17 protein-coding genes and 1 pseudogene are annotated in these 18625 nt (G+C 68.4%); 12 read left to right on the forward strand and 6 right to left on the reverse strand.

What is annotated here, in order from left to right:
• Positions 1-175: 175 nt before the first annotated feature.
• The 3 genes from LGY53_RS15525 (at position 176) to LGY53_RS15535 (ending at position 3359) form a co-directional block, all read left to right on the forward strand.
• A complete protein-coding gene (locus LGY53_RS15525; protein ID WP_167476005.1) occupies positions 176-1345 on the forward strand; it encodes a phosphotransferase family protein in 1170 nt (389 codons plus the stop codon).
• A 63-nt stretch (positions 1346-1408) separates the two neighbouring features.
• Entirely contained in the window at positions 1409-1963 is a 555-nt protein-coding gene (locus LGY53_RS15530) for a peptide deformylase (RefSeq protein WP_225727387.1), read from the forward strand.
• 43 nt (positions 1964-2006) lie between these two features.
• Positions 2007-3359, forward strand: coding sequence for a replication-associated recombination protein A (locus tag LGY53_RS15535; protein ID WP_225727388.1), 1353 nt, complete (start codon positions 2007-2009; stop codon positions 3357-3359).
• A 13-nt stretch (positions 3360-3372) separates the two neighbouring features.
• Here the strand turns inward: LGY53_RS15535 and LGY53_RS15540 are convergent, their stop codons facing one another.
• On the reverse strand, positions 3373-3789 hold the full coding sequence (locus LGY53_RS15540; protein WP_225727389.1) for a barstar family protein: 417 nt from the start codon (positions 3787-3789) through the stop codon (positions 3373-3375).
• 102 nt (positions 3790-3891) lie between these two features.
• Here LGY53_RS15540 and alaS point away from each other — a divergent pair, with 102 nt between their 5' ends.
• The 5 genes from alaS (at position 3892) to LGY53_RS15565 (ending at position 10129) form a co-directional block, all read left to right on the forward strand.
• Positions 3892-6555: an alanine--tRNA ligase gene (alaS, locus tag LGY53_RS15545; protein ID WP_225727390.1), complete on the forward strand. Its 2664-nt coding sequence runs from the start codon at positions 3892-3894 to the stop codon at positions 6553-6555.
• Positions 6555-7142: a Holliday junction resolvase RuvX gene (gene ruvX, locus LGY53_RS15550; RefSeq protein WP_225727391.1), complete on the forward strand. Its 588-nt coding sequence runs from the start codon at positions 6555-6557 to the stop codon at positions 7140-7142. Before alaS ends, ruvX begins: the two co-directional genes overlap by 1 nt.
• Positions 7139-8695, forward strand: a complete 1557-nt coding sequence (gene mltG / locus LGY53_RS15555) for an endolytic transglycosylase MltG (RefSeq protein WP_225727392.1) — start codon at positions 7139-7141, stop codon at positions 8693-8695. Before ruvX ends, mltG begins: the two co-directional genes overlap by 4 nt.
• Positions 8696-8699: 4 nt before the next feature.
• Positions 8700-9509, forward strand: a complete 810-nt coding sequence (locus LGY53_RS15560; protein ID WP_374111186.1) for a shikimate dehydrogenase — start codon at positions 8700-8702, stop codon at positions 9507-9509.
• A 131-nt stretch (positions 9510-9640) separates the two neighbouring features.
• Complete coding sequence (locus LGY53_RS15565; RefSeq protein WP_225727394.1) at positions 9641-10129, forward strand: B-4DMT family transporter; 489 nt, start codon at positions 9641-9643, stop codon at positions 10127-10129.
• 159 nt (positions 10130-10288) lie between these two features.
• On the opposite strand, the gene aroB is transcribed toward LGY53_RS15565, so the two are convergent.
• The 5 genes and pseudogenes from aroB to LGY53_RS15590 all read right to left on the reverse strand — a co-directional run bounded on the left by aroB (position 10289) and on the right by LGY53_RS15590 (position 15185).
• Entirely contained in the window at positions 10289-11407 is a 1119-nt protein-coding gene (aroB, locus tag LGY53_RS15570; protein WP_225727395.1) for a 3-dehydroquinate synthase, read from the reverse strand.
• Positions 11408-11470: 63 nt separating this feature from the next.
• Positions 11471-11791, reverse strand: a complete 321-nt coding sequence (locus LGY53_RS15575; RefSeq protein WP_225727396.1) for a hypothetical protein — start codon at positions 11789-11791, stop codon at positions 11471-11473.
• Positions 11792-12932: 1141 nt separating this feature from the next.
• Positions 12933-13445, reverse strand: a pseudogene (locus LGY53_RS15580) (shikimate kinase); the annotation flags it as partial.
• A gap of 2 nt (positions 13446-13447) precedes the next feature.
• Positions 13448-14647, reverse strand: coding sequence for a chorismate synthase (gene aroC, locus LGY53_RS15585; protein WP_308102908.1), 1200 nt, complete (start codon positions 14645-14647; stop codon positions 13448-13450).
• 76 nt (positions 14648-14723) lie between these two features.
• Positions 14724-15185: an A24 family peptidase gene (locus LGY53_RS15590; RefSeq protein WP_225727398.1), complete on the reverse strand. Its 462-nt coding sequence runs from the start codon at positions 15183-15185 to the stop codon at positions 14724-14726.
• 131 nt (positions 15186-15316) lie between these two features.
• On the opposite strand from LGY53_RS15590, the gene LGY53_RS15595 reads away from it, so the two are divergent.
• From LGY53_RS15595 to LGY53_RS15610, 4 genes are all read left to right on the forward strand, one after another.
• Positions 15317-16444 (forward strand): Xaa-Pro peptidase family protein, encoded by a 1128-nt coding sequence (locus LGY53_RS15595; protein ID WP_225727399.1) that lies wholly within the window; start codon positions 15317-15319, stop codon positions 16442-16444.
• 36 nt (positions 16445-16480) lie between these two features.
• Complete coding sequence (gene efp, locus LGY53_RS15600) at positions 16481-17044, forward strand: elongation factor P (protein ID WP_225727400.1); 564 nt, start codon at positions 16481-16483, stop codon at positions 17042-17044.
• 33 nt (positions 17045-17077) lie between these two features.
• Positions 17078-17587 (forward strand): transcription antitermination factor NusB, encoded by a 510-nt coding sequence (nusB, locus tag LGY53_RS15605; protein WP_225727401.1) that lies wholly within the window; start codon positions 17078-17080, stop codon positions 17585-17587.
• A 355-nt stretch (positions 17588-17942) separates the two neighbouring features.
• A complete protein-coding gene (locus LGY53_RS15610) occupies positions 17943-18494 on the forward strand; it encodes a DUF4334 domain-containing protein (protein WP_225727402.1) in 552 nt (183 codons plus the stop codon).
• Positions 18495-18625: the final 131 nt, after the last annotated feature.

Raw genomic sequence — 18625 nt, forward strand, 5'->3', positions numbered from 1 at the left:
CAGCCGGTTTGCGGTGTGGCGCACTGCAGTTCACGATGAGAAAACCGCACGGGCACTTGCACTGTCAAGCAAATCAGCGCCCGTTCCGCAACCTCGAGCGAGACACGCCGAACGACGCGGAAAGGTTGTGCAACCGCTCGCTAGAAGTGACCCGATGCGAGTAACTTGAGAGGCGATGACCGCACTATTGGCCGAACGCGCCACCGAAGTCGTGTCCGCAGCGCAACAGTTGCTCACAAAGCGAATGGGTGCTCCGGTAAAGCTGAGCGATCCGATCGAACTCAGCGGCAGTGGTAGGACGACGGTCCTACGCGTGCGTGTCGCCGAGAACGCCTTCTCGTTGCCGAGGACCTTGATTCTCAAACAGGTCCGCGGCTCGGCGGCGGACCGCCGCACCGGAGGTCTCGCGCCGGGCGTCGCCAGCATCGATTCCGCATTCCTGCGTGAGGCGGTGTCGTATCAGTTCACCACCGCGCTCAGCCGGGAGCAGCGGCCCGGTGCCTACCTGATCGCGCACAGCCTGCCCGACCGGCTGCTGGTGCTGAGCGATCTCGGCGAGAACACCCGCCTCACCTCCGTGCTGCAGTCCGGCGCCGAACCGGCCACCCGCAATGCGTTGATGGCGTTCGCGCAGGCCATGGGCCGGATGCACGCCGCGACCGTCGGGCGCGAGGCGGATTTCGTCGCGCTGCTGCGCCGGGTGGATGTGGTGCACCGCGTCGACGGCATCGCCCAGCAGGCCGAATCGGCCATCGCCGAGGTGCCGCATCTGCTGCGCCGCGAACTCGGCATCGAGGTGCCGGGCGAGATCGCCGAGCGCATCGTTCGGGGCAACCGGCTGTTCTCGGCGGGGCGCCTGCGCGCGTTCAGCCCGTCGGACCTGTGCCCGGACAATGTGATCCTCAACAACGAGGGCGCACGCTTCCTCGACTACGAGTGGGGCGGATTCCGGGATGCCACATTGGATATCGCGTACGCGTTGGTCTCCTTCCCGGGCTGCCTGTGCGATTTCGAACTGTCCAGGGAGCGCGCCAGGCAGATGGTCGAGGCGTGGCGTTCCGAGGTGGTCGGTGTCTGGCCGGCGCTCGCGGACGACGCGGTGCTGGCCGAGCGGATCCTGGAGGCACGCCTCATCTGGGTCTGGTTGACCACCTACTGGTTCCTGCCCGCGGATCACACCCGGATCGCGGCGGCTCGCGAGCACGGGCTGTCGGTGCCGCGGTCGGAGGCGCTGATCAATCGGTGGGCCGCGCTCGCCGAGGACGCCCGCTGCACCGGCGACGACGCGGTCGGCGATTTCGCCGAGGACGTCTCCGCCATGCTGGAAGAGCGCTGGGCGGAATAGGTTTCGCAGCGGAGAATCGGAAGCCCTTCAGGGACAACCGAAATCGGCTAGTACCCTCATCGCATGGCTGTTCGACCGATTCTCATCGCCGGTGATCCCCGGCTGTCCGCGCCCGCGCTGCCCGTCACCGAGTTCGACGACGAGCTGGCCGCGTTCGTGGACGACCTGTTCGAGACGAATACCGCGGCGCACGGCGCGGGCCTGGCCGCCAACCAGGTGGGCGATCCGCGCGCCGTATTCGTATACGACCTGATCGATGATTCGGTGCGCCATCGCGGCTGCGTGATCAACCCGGTGCTGGAGACGTCCGAGGTGCCGGAGACCATGCCCGACCCTGACGACGACCTGGAGGGCTGCCTGTCGGTGCCCGGCGAATGGTTCCCCACCGGTCGCGCGGACTGGGCGCGGGTCACCGGCGTCGACGTGACCGGTGCACCGGTGACCGTCGAGGGCACCGGCTACCTGGCGCGCTGCCTGCAGCACGAGACCGATCACCTCCGCGGACGGCTCTACCTGTCCCGCCTCATCGGCCGGAATCAGCGGGCGGCTCGGCGGATGATCAAGGACCAGAACTGGACGGTGCCCGGCAATTCGTGGCTGCCCGACGGGACGCGGTGATCCGGGCCCGGGAGATGTCGCACCCGGACGATACGGTCGGGATATGAGCGATGGGCTGTTCGACATGCCGGGGCAGGTCGCGGCGGAGCCGGATGCGCGCGGCAGCGTCGAGTTCCGGGGCGCCGGGGATTTCGTGCCGCTGGCGGTGCGGATGCGGCCCGCGTCGTTGGACGAGGTGGTCGGCCAGGGGCATCTGCTCGGCCCGGGATCGCCGCTGCGGCGGCTGATCGAGGGGTCGGGCGCCGCATCGGTGCTGCTCTTCGGGCCGCCGGGCACCGGCAAGACCACGCTGGCCTCCCTCATCTCGCAAGCTACCGGGCGGCGGTTCGAGGCGCTGTCCGCGCTCTCGGCCGGGGTGAAGGAGGTGCGCGCGGTCATCGATCTGGCGCGGCGCAGGCTGGCCGCCGGCGAACAGACCGTGCTGTTCATCGATGAGGTGCACCGGTTCTCCAAGACGCAGCAGGACGCGCTGCTCGCCGCGGTGGAGAACCGGGTGGTGCTGCTGGTCGGCGCGACCACCGAGAACCCGTCCTTCTCGGTGGTATCCCCGTTGCTGTCGAGATCGCTTGTGCTGCAACTGCGTTCGCTCACCGAGGCGGATGTGCGGCAGGTGCTGACGCGTGCGGTCGAGGATCCGCGCGGATTCGGCGGCGAATACACCGTCACCGATGCGGCGCTCGATCACATCGTGCGCATCGCGGGCGGTGATGCCAGGCGCGCGCTCACCGCGCTGGAGGCGTCGGCCGAATCCTCACTGGACGGCGTCGTCGATGTGGATCTGGTCGAGGCCAGCGTGGACCGGGCGGCCGTCCGGTACGACCGGGCCGGTGATCAGCATTACGACGTGATCAGCGCGTTCATCAAATCCCTTCGCGGCTCCGATGTCGATGCCGCGCTGCACTACCTCGCCCGGATGATCAGCGCGGGCGAGGATCCGCGATTCATCGCCCGCCGGTTGATGATTCAGGCCAGTGAGGATGTCGGCATGGCCGATCCGACCGCGCTGCAGACCGCGGTCGCGGCCGCGCAGGTGGTGCAGTTGGTCGGCATGCCGGAGGCGCAGTTGGCGCTGGCCCACGCGACGATTCATATCGCCACCGCGCCGAAATCGGGTGCGGTGGCCGCCGCGATCGGTAAAGCGCTCGCCGATATCGGCGGGGGTAAGGCCGGTGCGGTGCCCGCACATCTGCGCGACGGGCATTACGCGGGTGCGGCTCGGCTCGGCAACGCGCAGGGGTACAAATACCCGCACGATCATCCGGATGGTGTTCTGGCGCAACAGTATCCGCCCGACGAGCTGGTGGGGTCGGATTATTACCATCCGACGGATCACGGGTATGAGCGTGAGGTCGGGCCGCGGGTCACCAAGTTGCGCCGGATCGTGCGGGGGGAATGAGGCGCGTCGAGATTCAGCGCAGTTCGAGATCGACGCCGTCGGCCTGCTGCTGTCCGCCGGGCCCGTGGTCCCGAATGATCGCCACCACCTCGTCGAACAGCGTCCGCCCCTCGCGCCGCCGCGCGGCGGCGATTCGCGCGGCGAAATGCTCCCGATTATCCGGATGACAGGTGGTCGCGACCTGCCCTAGCCGAGCGATGGTCGCGGCCCACCCCAGCGCCTCCCGCGACCGTTCCGAATGCAGCCACTGCAGCACGAACCCGTCCTCCGGCGTCCCGAACCCACCCCGCAGAATGTCGTTGAACGCGTCGAGATTGCCGCGCCAGACGTAGTCGTCGAGCAGCTTCGAGAATTCCCGCGCGAACCCTTCGAAGTCGTCGAACGCCGATCCGTCGATGACCAGCACCGGTTTTGCCTCAGCAGACGTCACGGGGCAGGTGTACCACGTCTGACGAACCCGGTGCGCTGACCGGCGCGGATCACCGGCTACCGATGAAAACCCGATGGAGCCGCCCCGGTAGGCTGGATGGTTATGCAGACCCACGAGATTCGACGGCGTTTCCTGGACCATTTCGTCCGTGCCGGCCACACCGAGGTGCCGAGTGCCTCGCTGATCCTGGCCGACCCGAACCTGCTGTTCGTGAACGCGGGCATGGTGCAGTTCGTGCCGTATTTCCTCGGTCAGCAGACCCCGTCGTTCGCGACCGCGACCAGCGTGCAGAAATGCGTGCGGACCCTGGATATCGAGAACGTCGGCATCACCACCCGCCACAACACCTTCTTCCAGATGGCGGGCAATTTCTCCTTCGGCGACTACTTCAAGCGCGGCGCGATCGAGCTGGCCTGGTCGTTGCTCACCAATAGCGTCGAGGACGGCGGCTTCGGCTTCGATCCCGAACGGCTCTGGGCCACCGTCTATCTCGACGACGACGAGGCCGAGCAGATCTGGTTGAGCGTCGGCGTGCCGCCGGAGCGCATCCAGCGCCGCGGCATGGCCGACAACTACTGGTCGATGGGCATCCCCGGCCCGTGCGGCCCGTGTTCGGAGATCTACTTCGACCGCGGTCCGGAATACGGCCGCGAGGGCGGTCCGGAGGCCGACGAGGACCGCTACCTCGAAATCTGGAACCTCGTGTTCATGCAGAACGAGCGCGGCGAGGGGCGCGGCAAGGACGATTTCGAGATCCTCGGCCCGCTGCCCAAGAAGAACATCGACACCGGTATGGGTGTCGAGCGCGTCGCATTCCTGCTGCAGGGCGTGGAGAACGTCTACGAGACCGATCTGCTGCGCCCGATCATCGATAAGGCCGAACAGCTCACCGGCCGCTCCTACGGTGTCGAACACGTCGACGACGTGCGTTTCCGCGTCATCGCCGACCATGCGCGCACCGGCGCCATGCTGATCGCCGACGGGGTGAATCCGGGCAACGACGGCCGCGGCTACGTGCTGCGTCGCCTGCTGCGTCGCATCGTGCGCTCGGCCCGCCTGCTCGGCGCGGAGAAGCCGGTGATGGGCGAGTTCATGAAGGTCGTCAGCGAGCTGATGTCCCCGTCGTATCCGGAGCTGGCCACCGATTTCCAGCGCATCGAAACCGTCGCCGTCGGCGAGGAGACGGCGTTCCTGAAGACGCTGAACACCGGCTCCACCCTGTTCGACAATACGGTGGCGGCGCTGAAGTCCAAGGGCGGCAACACGATTGCCGGTTCGGACGCCTTCACCCTGCACGACACCTACGGCTTCCCGATCGATCTGACCCTGGAGATGGCCGCCGAGGCCGGGCTCACGGTGGACGAGGCGGGCTTCCGCTCGCTGATGGCCGAGCAGCGCCAGCGCGCCAAGGAGGATGCGCAGGCCCGCAAGCACGCCCACGCCGACCTTTCGATCTACAAGGAGTGGGTGGACCGCGGCCCCACCGAATTCACCGGCTTCGACGAGCTGACCTCCGAGGCCAATGTGCTCGCGCTCATCGCCGACGGCGTCCGGGTGCCGACCGCGACGGTCGGTCAGGATGTCGAGGTGATCCTGGACCGCAGCCCGCTGTACGCCGAGTCGGGCGGTCAGATCGCCGACCGTGGCAGCATCACGGCGGCCGGGTTGAAGTTGCGCGTCAACGATGTGCAGAAGATCGCCAAGACGCTGTGGGTGCACAAGTCCACCGTCGAGCAGGGCCAGATCACCGAGGGCGATGTGGTGCTGGCACAGGCGGATCCGGCGTGGCGGCGCGGCGCGACGCAGGGCCACTCGGGTACGCATATGGTGCACGCCGCGCTGCGTCAGGTGCTCGGACCCAATGCCGTGCAGGCGGGTTCGATGAACAAGCCGGGCTATCTGCGTTTCGACTTCAACTGGCAGGGGCAGCTGTCCGAGCGGCAGAAGGCCGATATCGAGGCCGTGTCGAACGATGCGGTCGGGGCGGACTTCCCGGTGAACACCTTCGTCACCGATCTGGACAAGGCCAAGCAGATGGGTGCGATGGCGCTGTTCGGTGAGAACTACGGCGACGAGGTCCGCGTGGTCGAGATCGGCGGCCCGTTCTCGATGGAGCTCTGCGGTGGTACGCACGTGCAGCATTCCTCCCAGATCGGCCCGATCACGCTGCTCGGCGAATCGGCCATCGGATCCGGTAAGCGGCGCGTCGAGGCCTTCGTCGGCCTGGACTCCTACAAGTACCTGGCCAGGGAGCGCGCGCTGCTGGCCGGTGTCGCGGCCTCGCTGAAGGTGCCGTCGGAGGAGGTGCCGGGGCGGGTCGAACAGCTCGTCGAGCGCCTCAAGGTGGCCGAAAAGGAGTTGGAGCGCACCAAGATTCAGTCCGTGCTGGCCTCGGCCGGCAAATTCGTCGAGGATGCCGAGCGGATTGGCGGCGTGCTGCTGGTGGCCGCCGCCGCGCCGGAAGGTGTTGCGGCGGGCGACCTTCGGACCCTGGCCACCGATATTCGCGGCCGCTTCGGCAGTCAGCCCGCGGTGGTCGTGCTGCTCGGCAATGCCGACGGCAAGGTGCCGTTCGTGGTCGCCGTGAACAAGGGCGCCCAGGATCTTGGCTTCAAGGCGGGCGATCTGGTCGGCAGCTTCGGCCCGAGCATCGCGGGCCGCGGCGGCGGTAAACCCGAGATGGCGCAGGGCGCCGGCTCGGATCCGTCCGGTATCGCGGCCGGACTGGCCGCGGTCCGCGCTCGGGTGGCCGAGCTGGCGAAGTAATGGAGGACCCCGCGAGTACATCTTCGCCGGACGCCGGACGCGGCGCCGACCGGCCCGACCCGGCCACCGATCCCGGCCGGGGCAGGCGGATCGGCGTCGATGTCGGCAGTGTCCGGATCGGCGTCGCGTCCAGCGATCCCGACGGCATCCTCGCCACACCCGTCGAAACCGTGCCGCGCGCCAAGCAATCCGGCCGCCGCGGTGATCAACCGGGCACGCCCGGTGGCGGCGCACCGGATATCAACCGAATTGCCGAAATTGTGCGGGAGTACGAGGCGGTCGAGGTTATCGTCGGCCTGCCCCGGACATTGCGGGGCGAAAAAGGCGTCGCGGCCGGGCTTGCCGCAGCGTTCGCCGACGATTTGCGGGTCGCGATCGCTCCGGTGCCCGTCCGACTTTCCGACGAACGTTTGACTACGGTGTCTGCTGCACGTGCATTGCGGGACAGTGGAGTTCGCGCGCGTGGCCAGCGGCAGGTGATCGATCAGGCGGCGGCCGTATCGATCCTGCAAGGATGGTTGGACGAACGGAGTGCGGTGTTGAGGTCGATCGGAATGGCTCGTCCAGTGCCAGGGGACGATGCATGACGGATCGATGGGCGCGGGCCGAGGAACGTTTCCGACAGCGCGAGGCTGAGCGGCGTTACCGGCGCGACGACCGAGCGTGGGGCCGGGAGGCGCGCGACAACCGGGAGTCGCGCGACCGGGTCGCCAGACCCGAACAGGACGCCTGGGCCGAATACGAGGACGACACCACCGTCATCCCCCGCTACACCGACGAGGACGAGGGCCATACCGGGCACCATCGTCGAAGCGGTCGACGCGAGCCCGATTACGACAGTCACCAGTACGACAGTCACGAATACGACGAGTACGGCGAGCCCGAATACGAGGAGCCGCCCGCGCGCAAGCAGCCGCGGCGCGGGCGCACGGAATCGCGTGCGGCACAACCGCGTAAGCGCTCCAGGATGGCTTCGCGCAAGGCGGCCGAGCGCAAACGCCGCCGCCGCAATCTGTGGATCGTCGGCGCGGTGTTCGTGCTGCTGTTCCTGGCCGCGGCCGGTTTCGCGGGCCTGAAACTGATGAAGCGGTTCAGCGCGCCGGAGGATTACGCCGGGGCGCCCGGACCGCTGGTGGTGGTGCAGGTGCATCCGGGCGACACTTCGGAGCAGATCGCCCAAACCATGCTGAATAAGGGCGTCGTCGCCAGCACCGGCGCGTTCTACGAAGCGGCGCTGCGCAATACGAATATGAACTCGGTGCAGCCCGGCTTCTACGCCGTCCCGAGCCACAGTCAGGGCGCCAAAGCGGTTGCGGCGCTGGTGAACAAGGAATCGCGGGTCGGCTACCTCGTCATCTCCGAGGGCAGGCAGCTGCACGATCAACACGACGTGAAGACCGGTGCACCCACCGAGGGCATCTATCGGAAGATCGCCGACGCCAGCTGCATCGGCACCGGCGCCGACAAGAAGTGCGTCACCTACGAACAGCTCGACGCGGCGGGCGCGAGCACCGATCTGGCCGCTCTCGGGGTGCCGAACTGGGCCGTCGCCGCAGTGCGCGCGGTACCCGATCGCAGTAGGCAGCTCGAGGGGCTGATCATGGCGGGCTCGCTGGATTTCGATCCGAGCAGTTCGCCGCAGGACATCCTGAAGCAGCTGATCACCGCGAGCGCCGCGAGATACGAGTCGACCGGGCTGCTGCAGTCCGGCGGCGACGCCAAACTGAACCCATACCAGATGCTCACCGGCGCCTCGATGATCCAGCGGGAGGTGCACCCGCAGTACATGGGCAAGGCGGCACGGGTGATCGTCAACCGGTTGAACGCCGACCAGAAGCTGGAGTTCGACTCGACCGTCAACTACGCGCTCGACCGCACCGAGGTCAGCACCAGCGGGACCGACCGGGCGAAGGAAACCCCCTGGAACACCTACGCGATGACCGGCCTACCCGCGACGCCGATCTCTTCACCGTCGATCGACGCACTGAAGGCCATGGAGAATCCGGAGCCGGGGAAGTGGCTGTACTTCGTGACCGTCGACCCCGTACAGGGCACCACCCTGTTCGCCGACAACTATGCCGAGCACATCCGTAATGTGCACCAGGCCGAGCAGAGCGGAATCCTCGACAGTGGCAGGTGATTCGTTGTCCCGCAAAGCGGCCGTCCTCGGTAAGCCGATCGCGCATTCGCGGTCACCGCAGCTGCACCTGGCGGCCTATCGGGCGCTCGGGCTCGACTGGACGTATGAGCGTATCGAATGTTCGGCCGAGGAGCTGCCCGCGCTGGTCGGCGGGCTCGGACCCGAATGGGTCGGGCTGTCGGTGACCATGCCCGGTAAGGAGGCCGCGCTCGCCTACGCGACCGAACGCTCCGAGCGGGCAGTCCTCGTCGGCTCGGCGAATACCCTGGTGCGGACCGAAAACGGTTGGCGCGCCGACTGTACCGACGTGGACGGGGTGATCGGCGCGCTGCGTGAGGCCGGTGTCGCCGAGCTGTCGGAGGCGGTGGTGCTCGGCGCGGGCGGCACCGCGCGGCCCGCGCTGCTCGCGCTGGCCGAACTCGGCGTCAAATCGGTTACCGTGGTCGCCCGTGACGCCGGAAGGGCAAGGGGCGCACTGGATTTGGCCGAGCGACTGGAGTTGACCGCCGAGGTCATCGGCTTCGACCCGTTCGCCATCACCGAGGCGTGCGCGAGCGCGGGAGCCGTGGTCAGCACCGTTCCGGCCGATGCGGCCGCTCCGTTCGCCGCCGCGATCGCGACCGCGCCGGTGGTGCTCGACGCGATCTACAACCCGTGGCCGACGCCGCTGGCGCAGGCCGTCGAGCGTGCGGGACATGTCGTGGTGAGCGGGCTGCGGATGCTGTTGAACCAGGCATACGGCCAGGTGGAGCAGTTCACCGGTCGGCCGGCGCCGCGCGCGGAAATGGCCGCGGCGCTGGATCTTTCGGCGTAACCGGCCTGAGCGGACAATAATCGGCGGCAATGCGGAAAATAGGGCCGTTTCGCGCCGGGATTGTCCGCGTGGGCCGGTGCTGACACAGGTTCTCGTTTGGATCCGCCGCGCTGCGGGTTATGGTGGTCGGCATGAATGCTTGGGTGTTGCGGGCCGTCGGGCTCGGGGCGCTGGTCGTCGTCCTGCGGGCCGTACTCGGTTTCGCGATGGTGTACTGGCCGACGCACGGTGCGTGGATGCGGGTGCTGTGCCTGATCCTGCTGCTCGCCGCGGTCGTGTACTGGGGCATCCTGGACGGCCGCCGCGACCGGGCCGTGCACGTCGACCCCGAGCACGGCTCCGACCTGACCATCCTGTGGCTGAAGGCGGCGGTCGGCGCCGGACTCGGCAGCGGACTGGTCGCCTGGCTGCTGGACTTCCTGCCCCGCTTCGACCTCGGCGACAACGGGCTGCTTTTCGAGCTGACCGCATCGGCTTCGGCCATCATCCTGGTGGTATTCCTGCCCGCCTTGCTCGGCGTCGCCATCGGTCGCTGGGTGGCGGGCCGAAAGCTCGACAACGGCGCGCAGGTGAACGAGGTCGACCCGCCTACCCAGCAGCTCCCCGCGGTGACGGCCTGACCGCGACATGAGTGGATCGGCGCACCTTTCGAGATGCGCAAGCGCCCGGTGGGAGCGATAGGTACGATCTCCGGGTTCCTGGCGACTGAGGCGTTCAGGCGAACCCAATAACTGTCAGTCGGATCGGCGCATCCGTTCGGATGCGCCGATCCGATTGTTCTACAACAGGATTGCGCTGCTTTGAGGGCCTTCCTCGCGGGCGATCGCGGAATAGGCGGCGGCCAGCAGCGCCGGGTCCGGACCCTCCAGGCGGCCCGGCTTGGCCAAGCCGTCCAGGACCACGAAACGCAATACGCCGGAACGGGTTTTCTTATCGGTTTGCATGGCGTCGAGCAGTTGGGGGAGTGCGTCGGCGTCGTAAGTTGTCGGCAGGCCGACGCTTTCGAGTACCGTGCGGTGCCGGTCCGCGGTCTCGTCATCGAGGCGGCCCGCGAGCCTGCCGAGTTCGGCGGCGAACACCAGCCCGACCGCGACCGCCGCGCCGTGCCGCCAGCGGTAGCGCTCCCTGCGCTCTAGCGCGTGACCCAGAGTGTGCCCGTAATTGAGGATTTCGCGCAGGCTGGCCTCTTTCAGATCGGCCGCGACCACGTCGGCCTTGACCTGGATGGCGCGCCGGATCAGCTCGGGCAGCACCTCGCCCTTCGGGTCGAGGGCGGCCTGCGGGTCGCGTTCGATCAAATCCAGGATCACCGGATCGGCGATGAAACCGGCCTTGATGATCTCGGCCATCCCGGCCACGATCTCGTTGCGCGGCACCGTCTCCAGCGTCACCAGGTCGACGAGTACCGCACTCGGTTCGTGGAAACTGCCGACCAGATTCTTACCCGCCTCGGTATTGATGCCGGTCTTACCGCCGACGGCCGCGTCGACCATGGCGAGCAGGGTGGTGGGCACGTGCACGATGCGCACCCCGCGCATCCAGGTGGCGGCCACGAAACCGGCCAGATCGGTCGCGGCGCCGCCGCCGAGGCTCACCACGACATCGTTGCGGGTCAGGCCGATCCGCCCGAGCACCTCCCAGCAGAAACCGGCGACCGCGAGATCCTTACCGGCCTCGGCATCCGGGATCTCCACCCGGTGCGCGTCGATCCCCTTGTCGGCCAACGCCTTCCGTACCGCCTCCGCGGTCTCCGCGAGCGGCGGTTGATGGAAGATGGCGACCGTGCGCACCCCGTCGGCGCCGGTGACCGCCTCCACCAGCTCGCCGAGCAGCCCGCGCCCGATGATCACCGGATACGGTTGCGCCGTCCGGACTTCGATACGAGTCGGCTCACTCACGACTGCCTCTCCGATCCTGTTGCTGCTGATTGCTTGTACTCGTATGCCATCCGGGACCACCCCTCACTGCGCACCCGGCCGCGCCGAGTCGGCCGACTGCTCTCGCGCGCCGAAACCCGTTGCGCCGAAGTGGTTTCGCTGACCCTCAGCGGCCGGGCCGCGATCTGGTCCGGAACTTCGGGCCGCCGCCGAGTTGTCGCCGGGTGCTGCCACCGACGGATTGTCCCGGCCGCCGAAAGCGGGGAAGCCGGTCGAACTGCCAGGCGACTCGGCGACATCATCGCTGGATGATCCCGCCGCCGAATTGCCGTGGTCGCAGGGGACGGCGGTCGAACCGCTCGCCGACATCCGGCTTCCGTCATCGGTGTGGCTGGCGAAATCCATTGCGTCGAAGTTCTTTTCACCTGTTACTCCGAACGGGATCGGCAGTGCCGTGACCACCGGATGGCGGATTCACAACCGGCATCGGTTGCCGCGGATCCGCTTCCATGCGTGTCGCAGCGCCTCGGGAACTCGCCGCTTCGGCATCGGACCGGCCCGATTCGACCGCCGTCGTACCCGGCCGCGCATCGGAGCCGGATACGGCGGGCGGTCGTTCCGGCGCACCGGCGGGCCGCGACGCGACCCTGCGCCGCCTTCGATCCCCCCTGCCGCCGGATTCAGCTGTGCCGGAGGCCTTTTCGGCGGGGCCAGCGTTGTGATCGGCCGCAATGCCGCTGCCGTCACGCCCGGGAGTCCCGGTGCTCCGACGAGCGGCGTCATCAGCGCCGGACGTCGGTGCCCCGGGTTCGTGTGAGGTGCTGGGCGTTGTGCGGCTATGGCTGCGGCTGGTAGTGAGGTCGGTTGTCTCAGGTTCGTGTGAGGTGCTGTTGTCGGTGCCGGGCGGTGGTGTGCGGCTATGGCTGCGGCTGGTGGTGAGGTCGGTTGTCTCGGGTTCGCGAGGGGCGCTGCTGTCGGCGCCGGGCCGCGAGTTGCCCGAGGTACGGCCGCGGGCGGGGGAGGTCGTGCGACGTTGCCGACGGCTTGCTTTCCCGCCGCTGCTGGGATCGGTGGTGCCGGTGCCGGTGCCGGTGCCGGTGCCGGTGCCGGTGCCGATGGCGGTTTCGGGTTCGGCGGCGTTGCCGGTGTCCGTATGCGGGTTGTCGGTCGTCGTTTCGCCGGTGGTGGTGCCGCCGGGTTCGCGGCGGGTGGTGCGGCGACGGCGGCGGCGTCGACGCGGGGCGGCGGGATCGGTTGCCGGGTTTGCGGGGGCGTCGGCGGTGGGGTTGCGGGCTTCGGTCGAATTGTCCTGGTTGCCAGCAGTTTTCGCGGTATCGGGCGTCGGGGCGGCGGATGCGGTACCGCTGCGCGCGGCCGGCTGATCGGCCGGGATCGCCGCGGCAGTCTGTCCGGCGGCCTCGGCGCGGCGGCGGGCGGCGGCGCGGGCCCTGGCGCGACGACGGGCACGGGACCGGCTGCTGCCCTGGGGGATTCCGTTGGATTCGGTGGGGGGTGCGGCGGGATTCGGCTCGGCCGGTTCGAGACCCAGTTTCGCCATGATCATCCGGACGACCCGGCCCGGGCTGCGCCCGTCGGTGCGCACCCGGACGGAGGCGACCTCCCGGTAGAGCGGCCGCCGGATGCGCATCAGCTCCCGATATTTTGCGCCCGGGTCGTCACCGTTGAGCAGCGGCCGGTTGGTGCTCGCCCCGGTGCGCCGAAGTCCTTCTCCGACACTGATTTCCAAATAGACCACGGTGCGGCCACGCAGCAGCGCCCTGGTCTCCTTGGACAGGACGGCGCCGCCGCCGAGCGAGACCACACCGCGTTCGGCCAGGATGGCGCGGCGCACGACCCGCTCCTCGATCCGGCGGAATTCCGGTTCACCGTCCTGGGCGAAGATCTCCGGAATGGTGCGGCCGGTCTCGCGTTCGATACCCGCGTCGGTGTCGTACAACTCGACGTCGAGTTCCTTGGCCAGCTTGCGGCCGATCGTCGATTTTCCCGCGCCGGGCGGCCCGACCAGCACAACGCGCGGTGTGCGCGGGTCGGTCTGCACGATCACTGCGGTGCCGGGATGTGGGGACGGCTGCCGATCCGCTTGACGTAGCTGGTGATGTTCTCCGCGGTCTCGGCCAGCGAATCGCCGCCGAACTTCTCCAGCGCGGCCTGCGCGACGACCAGCGCGACCATCGATTCGGCGACGACGCCCGCGGCGGGCACCGCGCACACGTCGGAGCGCTGGTGGATCGCGACGGCCTCGTCGCCGGTGGCCATATCGACGGTGGACAGCGCGCGCGGCACGGTGGAAATCGGCTTCATGGCGGCGCGCACCCGCAGCGCCTCGCCGTTGGTCATGCCGCCCTCCAGGCCGCCCGCGCGGTTGGTGGAGCGCAGCACACCGTCGGGGCCGGGTCGCATCTCGTCGTGCGCCTGGCTGCCACGGCGGCGCGCGGTTTCGAATCCGTCGCCGACCTCGACACCCTTGATGGCCTGAATTCCCATGAGCGCGGCCGCGAGTCGCGAGTCGAGCCGCTGCTCGCCGCTGGTGAACGAACCGAGGCCGACCGGAAGTCCCTCGATGATCACCTCGACGACGCCGCCGAGGGTGTCGCCGTCCTTCTTCGCGGCCTCGATCTCGGCGATCATCGCGGCCTCGGCGTCCTTGTCGAACGCACGCACCGGGCTCTCGTCGATGACGGCCAGATCGGCGGCGGTCGGCACGACGCCGGTGGTGTTGGCCGCGGCGCCGATCGAGACGACGTGCGAGACGACCTCGACGCCGAACGCCTGCCGCAGGAAGTTGCGGGCGACGGTGCCCGCGGCGACCCTGGCCGCGGTCTCCCGGGCGCTGGCCCGCTCCAACACATTTCGCGCGTCGTCGAAGCCGTACTTGAGCATGCCGGAGTAGTCGGCGTGGCCGGGGCGCGGCCGGGTGAGCGGCGCGTTGCGGGCCAGCTCGGCCAGTTCCGCGGGATCGACCGGATCGGCGGACATGACGGTGGTCCACTTGGGCCATTCGGAGTTGGCGACCTCGATGGCGACCGGACCGCCCATGGTGCGCCCGTGCCGGACGCCTCCGACGACGGTGACCTTGTCGGCCTCGAACTTCATCCGCGCGCCGCGCCCGTAACCCAGCCTGCGGCGGGCCAACTGGGCGGAGATCTCCTCCGACGTCACCTCGACCCCGGCGACCATTCCGTCGAGAATCGCGACGAGGGCGGGACCGTGGGATTCTCCGGCAGTTATCCAGCGCAACACGCCGTCCATCTTCCCATGTCGGCGCGCCCGCCCTCGTCCGCCCCTCCGCGCCTTTTCCGGCTCGGCCGCCCACCGGTCATCGGACCAGCAGTATCGCGGAGACCGTCGCCAGGCACATGGCGGGGCCGTGTGGGATCGGGCCGGGCGCCGCGCCGCCCGTGACGCGTCTTCGGATCAGCAGGATCGTGCCGATCAGGGCCGTCAGCACCGGTGCGGCAATCGCGGCGAGCGCCAACGCCCTGGCCCCGGCGAGCATCGCGGCGCCGCCGAGCCCGACGGCCAGTTTGACGTCGCCCGCCCCGAAACCCGTCGGCGTCACCAGATGGACGGCGAGGTATGGGAGGGCGAGCACTGCCGCACCGACCAGTGCGGCGGTGAATTGCGCCGAGTACAGCGCATATCCGAGGACGCCGAGCGCGCCGACGCCGGTGAGCGCGTTGGGCAGCCTGCGTTCCCGGATATCGATGACGCTCAGCACCGCACACCACAGCACGAGCGCGGCGAACGCGACGAAGGACATGCCTTCCAGCCTCGTCATCGGCTCGCTCGAAACAACCCCCGATGCGCCGATTGTGGATGGATTCCCGAAATGTGGAAATCTTGCGATCCGGACCGGCTGGGCCCCGTGTTACCTCCCGGCCAACGGCGTGTCAGCGGTAGTTTTGACACATGTGTGCTGATCACGCGGGCCTCGGGCCCGACTACGCGGCGCGGCGTGGCGCGTTGCGCAGTCTGCTGGTGGAGAACGAGGTAGACGCCCTGCTGGTGACGGATCTGGTGAACATTCGTTACCTCACCGGGTTCACCGGCTCCAACGCCGTACTGCTCGTGCACTGCTGGGATATGCGCAATGCCGAGGAGCGCACGGTGATCTGCACCGACGGCCGCTACCGCACCCAGGTCGCCGAACAGGTGCCGGATCTGCACGCCGAGATCGCCCGCGCCAGCGCGCGGCGCATCGTCGAGCTGGCCGGGGAGTGGCAGCTGGGCCGGGTCGGATTCGAAAGCCATGTGGTGACCGTCGACCAGCATCGCGGATTCGAGGATCAGAGCACCGGCCTGGAGCTGGTCCCGACCCCGGGCCTGACCGAGCAGCTGCGAATGGTGAAGGACGCGTACGAGGTGGAACAGCTGCGCGCCGCGTGCGCCGCGGGTGACGCCGGGCTCGCGGCCCTGCTGGAGCGCGGCGGCCTGCGTCCCGGCCGCACCGAACGCCAGGTGGCCAGGGATCTGGAATGGGCGATGTTCGAGGTCGGCGCCGAGGCGCTCGCCTTCGAGACGATCGTCGCGGCGGGCGCGAATTCGGCGGTGCCGCATCACCGTCCGACCGATGCGGTGCTGAAGACCGGCGATTTCGTGAAGCTCGACTTCGGCGCCATGGTCGGCGGCTACCACTCGGATATGACCCGCACCTTCGTGCTCGGTGCGGCCAGCGACTGGCAGCGCGAGGTGTACGCGCTGGTCCAGGCGGCGCAGCGGGCGGGCTGCGCGGCGCTGAAACCGGGTGCGTCGGTGACCGGCGTCGATGCGGCGGCCCGCGCGGTGATCGAGGAGGCGGGTCACGGCGCGCTGTTCGTACATGGTCTCGGGCACGGTGTCGGATTGCGCATCCACGAAGCGCCCGGACTCGCCAAAACCGGAACCGGTACACTTCTGTCTGGCGTGGCGGTGACCGTCGAACCAGGTGTGTACTTTCCCGGCCGCGGCGGGGTCCGGATCGAGGACACGCTCGTGGTGCGCGAAGGGGGCCCGGAGCTGCTCACCCACACCAGCAAAGACCTGACCGTCGTCGATTGACGTCGGTCGTGCCCTAGAACAGGAGATCCGAGGACAGTGGCGGACACCAGCGACTTCAAGAACGGCCTCGTGCTGAAGATCGAAGGTCAGCTCCAGCAGATCATCGAATTCCAGCACGTCAAGCCGGGCAAGGGCCCTGCGTTCGTGCGGACCAAGCTGAAGAACGTGGTGTCCGGCAAGGTCGTCGACAAGACGTTCAACGCGGGCGTCAAGGTGGAGACCGCGACGGTGGACCGCCGCGATATGACCTACCTGTACCACGACGGGTCGGACTACATCTTCATGGATGGCGAGACCTACGACCAGATGCACATCGGCGAGGCCACCATCGGCGAGGGCGCCCGCTTCCTGCTGGAGAATATGCCGGTGCAGGTCGCCGTGCACGAGGGCGAGCCGCTGTTCGTCGAGCTCCCGGTGTCGATCGAGCTGGTGGTCCAGCACACCGATATCGGCCTGCAGGGCGACCGGTCCACCGGCGGCACCAAGCCCGCCACCCTGGAGACCGGTGCCGAGGTCCAGGTCCCGCTGTTCATCAACACCGGCGACAAGCTGCGCATCGACTCGCGCGACGGCAGCTACCTCGGCCGGGTCAACAGCTGAGCGGCGTCGGCGGCGCCGGGAAATAATGTGACTGTGGCGGAACAGCCGGTGGACAAGAAGTCCACGTACAAGAAGCTCGGTGCCAGGCACAAGGCGCGCCGTCGCGCGGTGGATCTGCTCTTCGAGGCGGAGGCCCGGGATGTCGACGCGGCCGACCTGCTGGACGAGCGGGTCGCCTTGGCCGCGAGCGATCAGTCGGTCGCGCCGGTGCACGCGTATACCCGCACGCTGGTGGAGGGCGTCGCCGACGATCTGGATCGGGTGGACGGCACCATCGAGTCGTACCTGAAGGATTGGGAGCTGTCCCGGCTGCCCGCGGTGGATCGGGCCGTGCTGCGCGTCGCGGTGTGGGAGTTGTTCCACGCCAACGATGTTCCGCCGGTGGTCGCGGTGGACGAGGCGGTGGAGCTGGCCAAGGAGCTGTCCACCGACGATTCGCCGTCGTTCATCAACGGCGTGCTCGGCCAGGTGGTGCTGGTCGCGCCGCAGGTGCGGGCCGCGGCGGCGGCCACCCGCGCACCGCGCCGGGAGTCCGAGGACTGATTCGGCGTATATCGCACGGCCGCATCCGAAATCGGGTGCGGCCGTTGTGCTTTCCGGATTGCTCCCGCCGGTGGGTGTACTGGATTGTCCGGCGGGAGCTTTCCCGGAAACGAGGCCCGGACCCAGCTACCGGTTGTTTTTCCGTCCGGGCCTCGACTTCGATACTGGTATCTCAACTCGGGTTGAGGTCAATGCCCGCTCGGGTGAGCTGGGTCACTCGATGCTTTTCGCGAGTGAAATCCCTTGTCCAATAAGTGATCTCGGATTTATCTAGACTGAGCTGACAGAGTGTCCGCGACGGTGCTGCGAGAGGTAGATAGTGTTTATCTCGCATCGACGCGGCAAGGAGGCTCTCATGGACGGAAAATCGGCGGCGGACGAGCTGAGGGCTTTGCAGGCCGAGGGTTGTACGGCCGAAGCGGCGCAGGCGCTGTTCGATCGGCTGCCCGCGGCGCTCGTCACCGAGGTGACGAGCGGGCGGTGGCAGGGCGAGGAGTTCGACACCGGACATCCGTTCGCCGGGGCGCTGGCCGCCTCCGGCTGGTACGGCAAGCAATTCGACGGTCCCGAGGATGTGCATCCGCTGCTGTTCGCCGATGAGACCGGCGCGATCTTCGCGGTCGACCCGAGGCGGGTGCCGATGCGGTTGGCCGGTGTGTTGCCGCGGTCCGGGATGCGGCTGGTGCGTCGATCGCTGCGGTACCTCGCGCCCGCCCTGCGCACCACGACGCCGAAGGCCCGGCTGCGCGATATCGAATACCGCGGCACGGTGAGCGCCGCGATGATCTACGACCATCTGCCGGTGATCGACCATTTCCGCAAGGTCGACCCGGATACGCTGCTCGGCATCATGGATATGCGCGGCATGCGCGAGCCGTACTTCTTCGTGCTGCGCCGGGAAATATGATGCTGTCCGGTTTCCGATTCCCGTTGTCGCACAAATAATTTCGCTCGTCACGAGTCCGCGGTCCAATTACCATCGATGGCGGGTGCACATCGACGAATACCGAACAGCGGGCGCGGATCACCGCGCGCGCC

It is taken from the genome of Nocardia sp. JCM 34519.1, assembly GCF_020361265.1.
In the GTDB taxonomy this organism is placed as follows: domain Bacteria; phylum Actinomycetota; class Actinomycetes; order Mycobacteriales; family Mycobacteriaceae; genus Nocardia; species Nocardia arthritidis_A.

What these genes read in the sequence shown, in the direction of transcription:
- LGY53_RS15525 (WP_167476005.1), top strand. Translation starts at nt 176, where the DNA reads ATGACCGCACTATTGGCCGAACGCGCCACCGAAGTCGTGTCCGCAGCG.
- alaS (WP_225727390.1), top strand. Translation starts at nt 3,892, where the DNA reads ATGCAGACCCACGAGATTCGACGGCGTTTCCTGGACCATTTCGTCCGT.
- LGY53_RS15595 (WP_225727399.1), top strand. Translation starts at nt 15,317, where the DNA reads ATGTGTGCTGATCACGCGGGCCTCGGGCCCGACTACGCGGCGCGGCGT.
- LGY53_RS15565 (WP_225727394.1), top strand. Translation starts at nt 9,641, where the DNA reads ATGAATGCTTGGGTGTTGCGGGCCGTCGGGCTCGGGGCGCTGGTCGTC.
- ruvX (WP_225727391.1), top strand. Translation starts at nt 6,555, where the DNA reads ATGGAGGACCCCGCGAGTACATCTTCGCCGGACGCCGGACGCGGCGCC.
- LGY53_RS15535 (WP_225727388.1), top strand. Translation starts at nt 2,007, where the DNA reads ATGAGCGATGGGCTGTTCGACATGCCGGGGCAGGTCGCGGCGGAGCCG.
- LGY53_RS15610 (WP_225727402.1), top strand. Translation starts at nt 17,943, where the DNA reads ATGGACGGAAAATCGGCGGCGGACGAGCTGAGGGCTTTGCAGGCCGAG.
- LGY53_RS15530 (WP_225727387.1), top strand. Translation starts at nt 1,409, where the DNA reads ATGGCTGTTCGACCGATTCTCATCGCCGGTGATCCCCGGCTGTCCGCG.
- mltG (WP_225727392.1), top strand. Translation starts at nt 7,139, where the DNA reads ATGACGGATCGATGGGCGCGGGCCGAGGAACGTTTCCGACAGCGCGAG.
- LGY53_RS15590 (WP_225727398.1), bottom strand. Translation starts at nt 15,185, where the DNA reads ATGACGAGGCTGGAAGGCATGTCCTTCGTCGCGTTCGCCGCGCTCGTG.
- LGY53_RS15575 (WP_225727396.1), bottom strand. Translation starts at nt 11,791, where the DNA reads ATGGATTTCGCCAGCCACACCGATGACGGAAGCCGGATGTCGGCGAGC.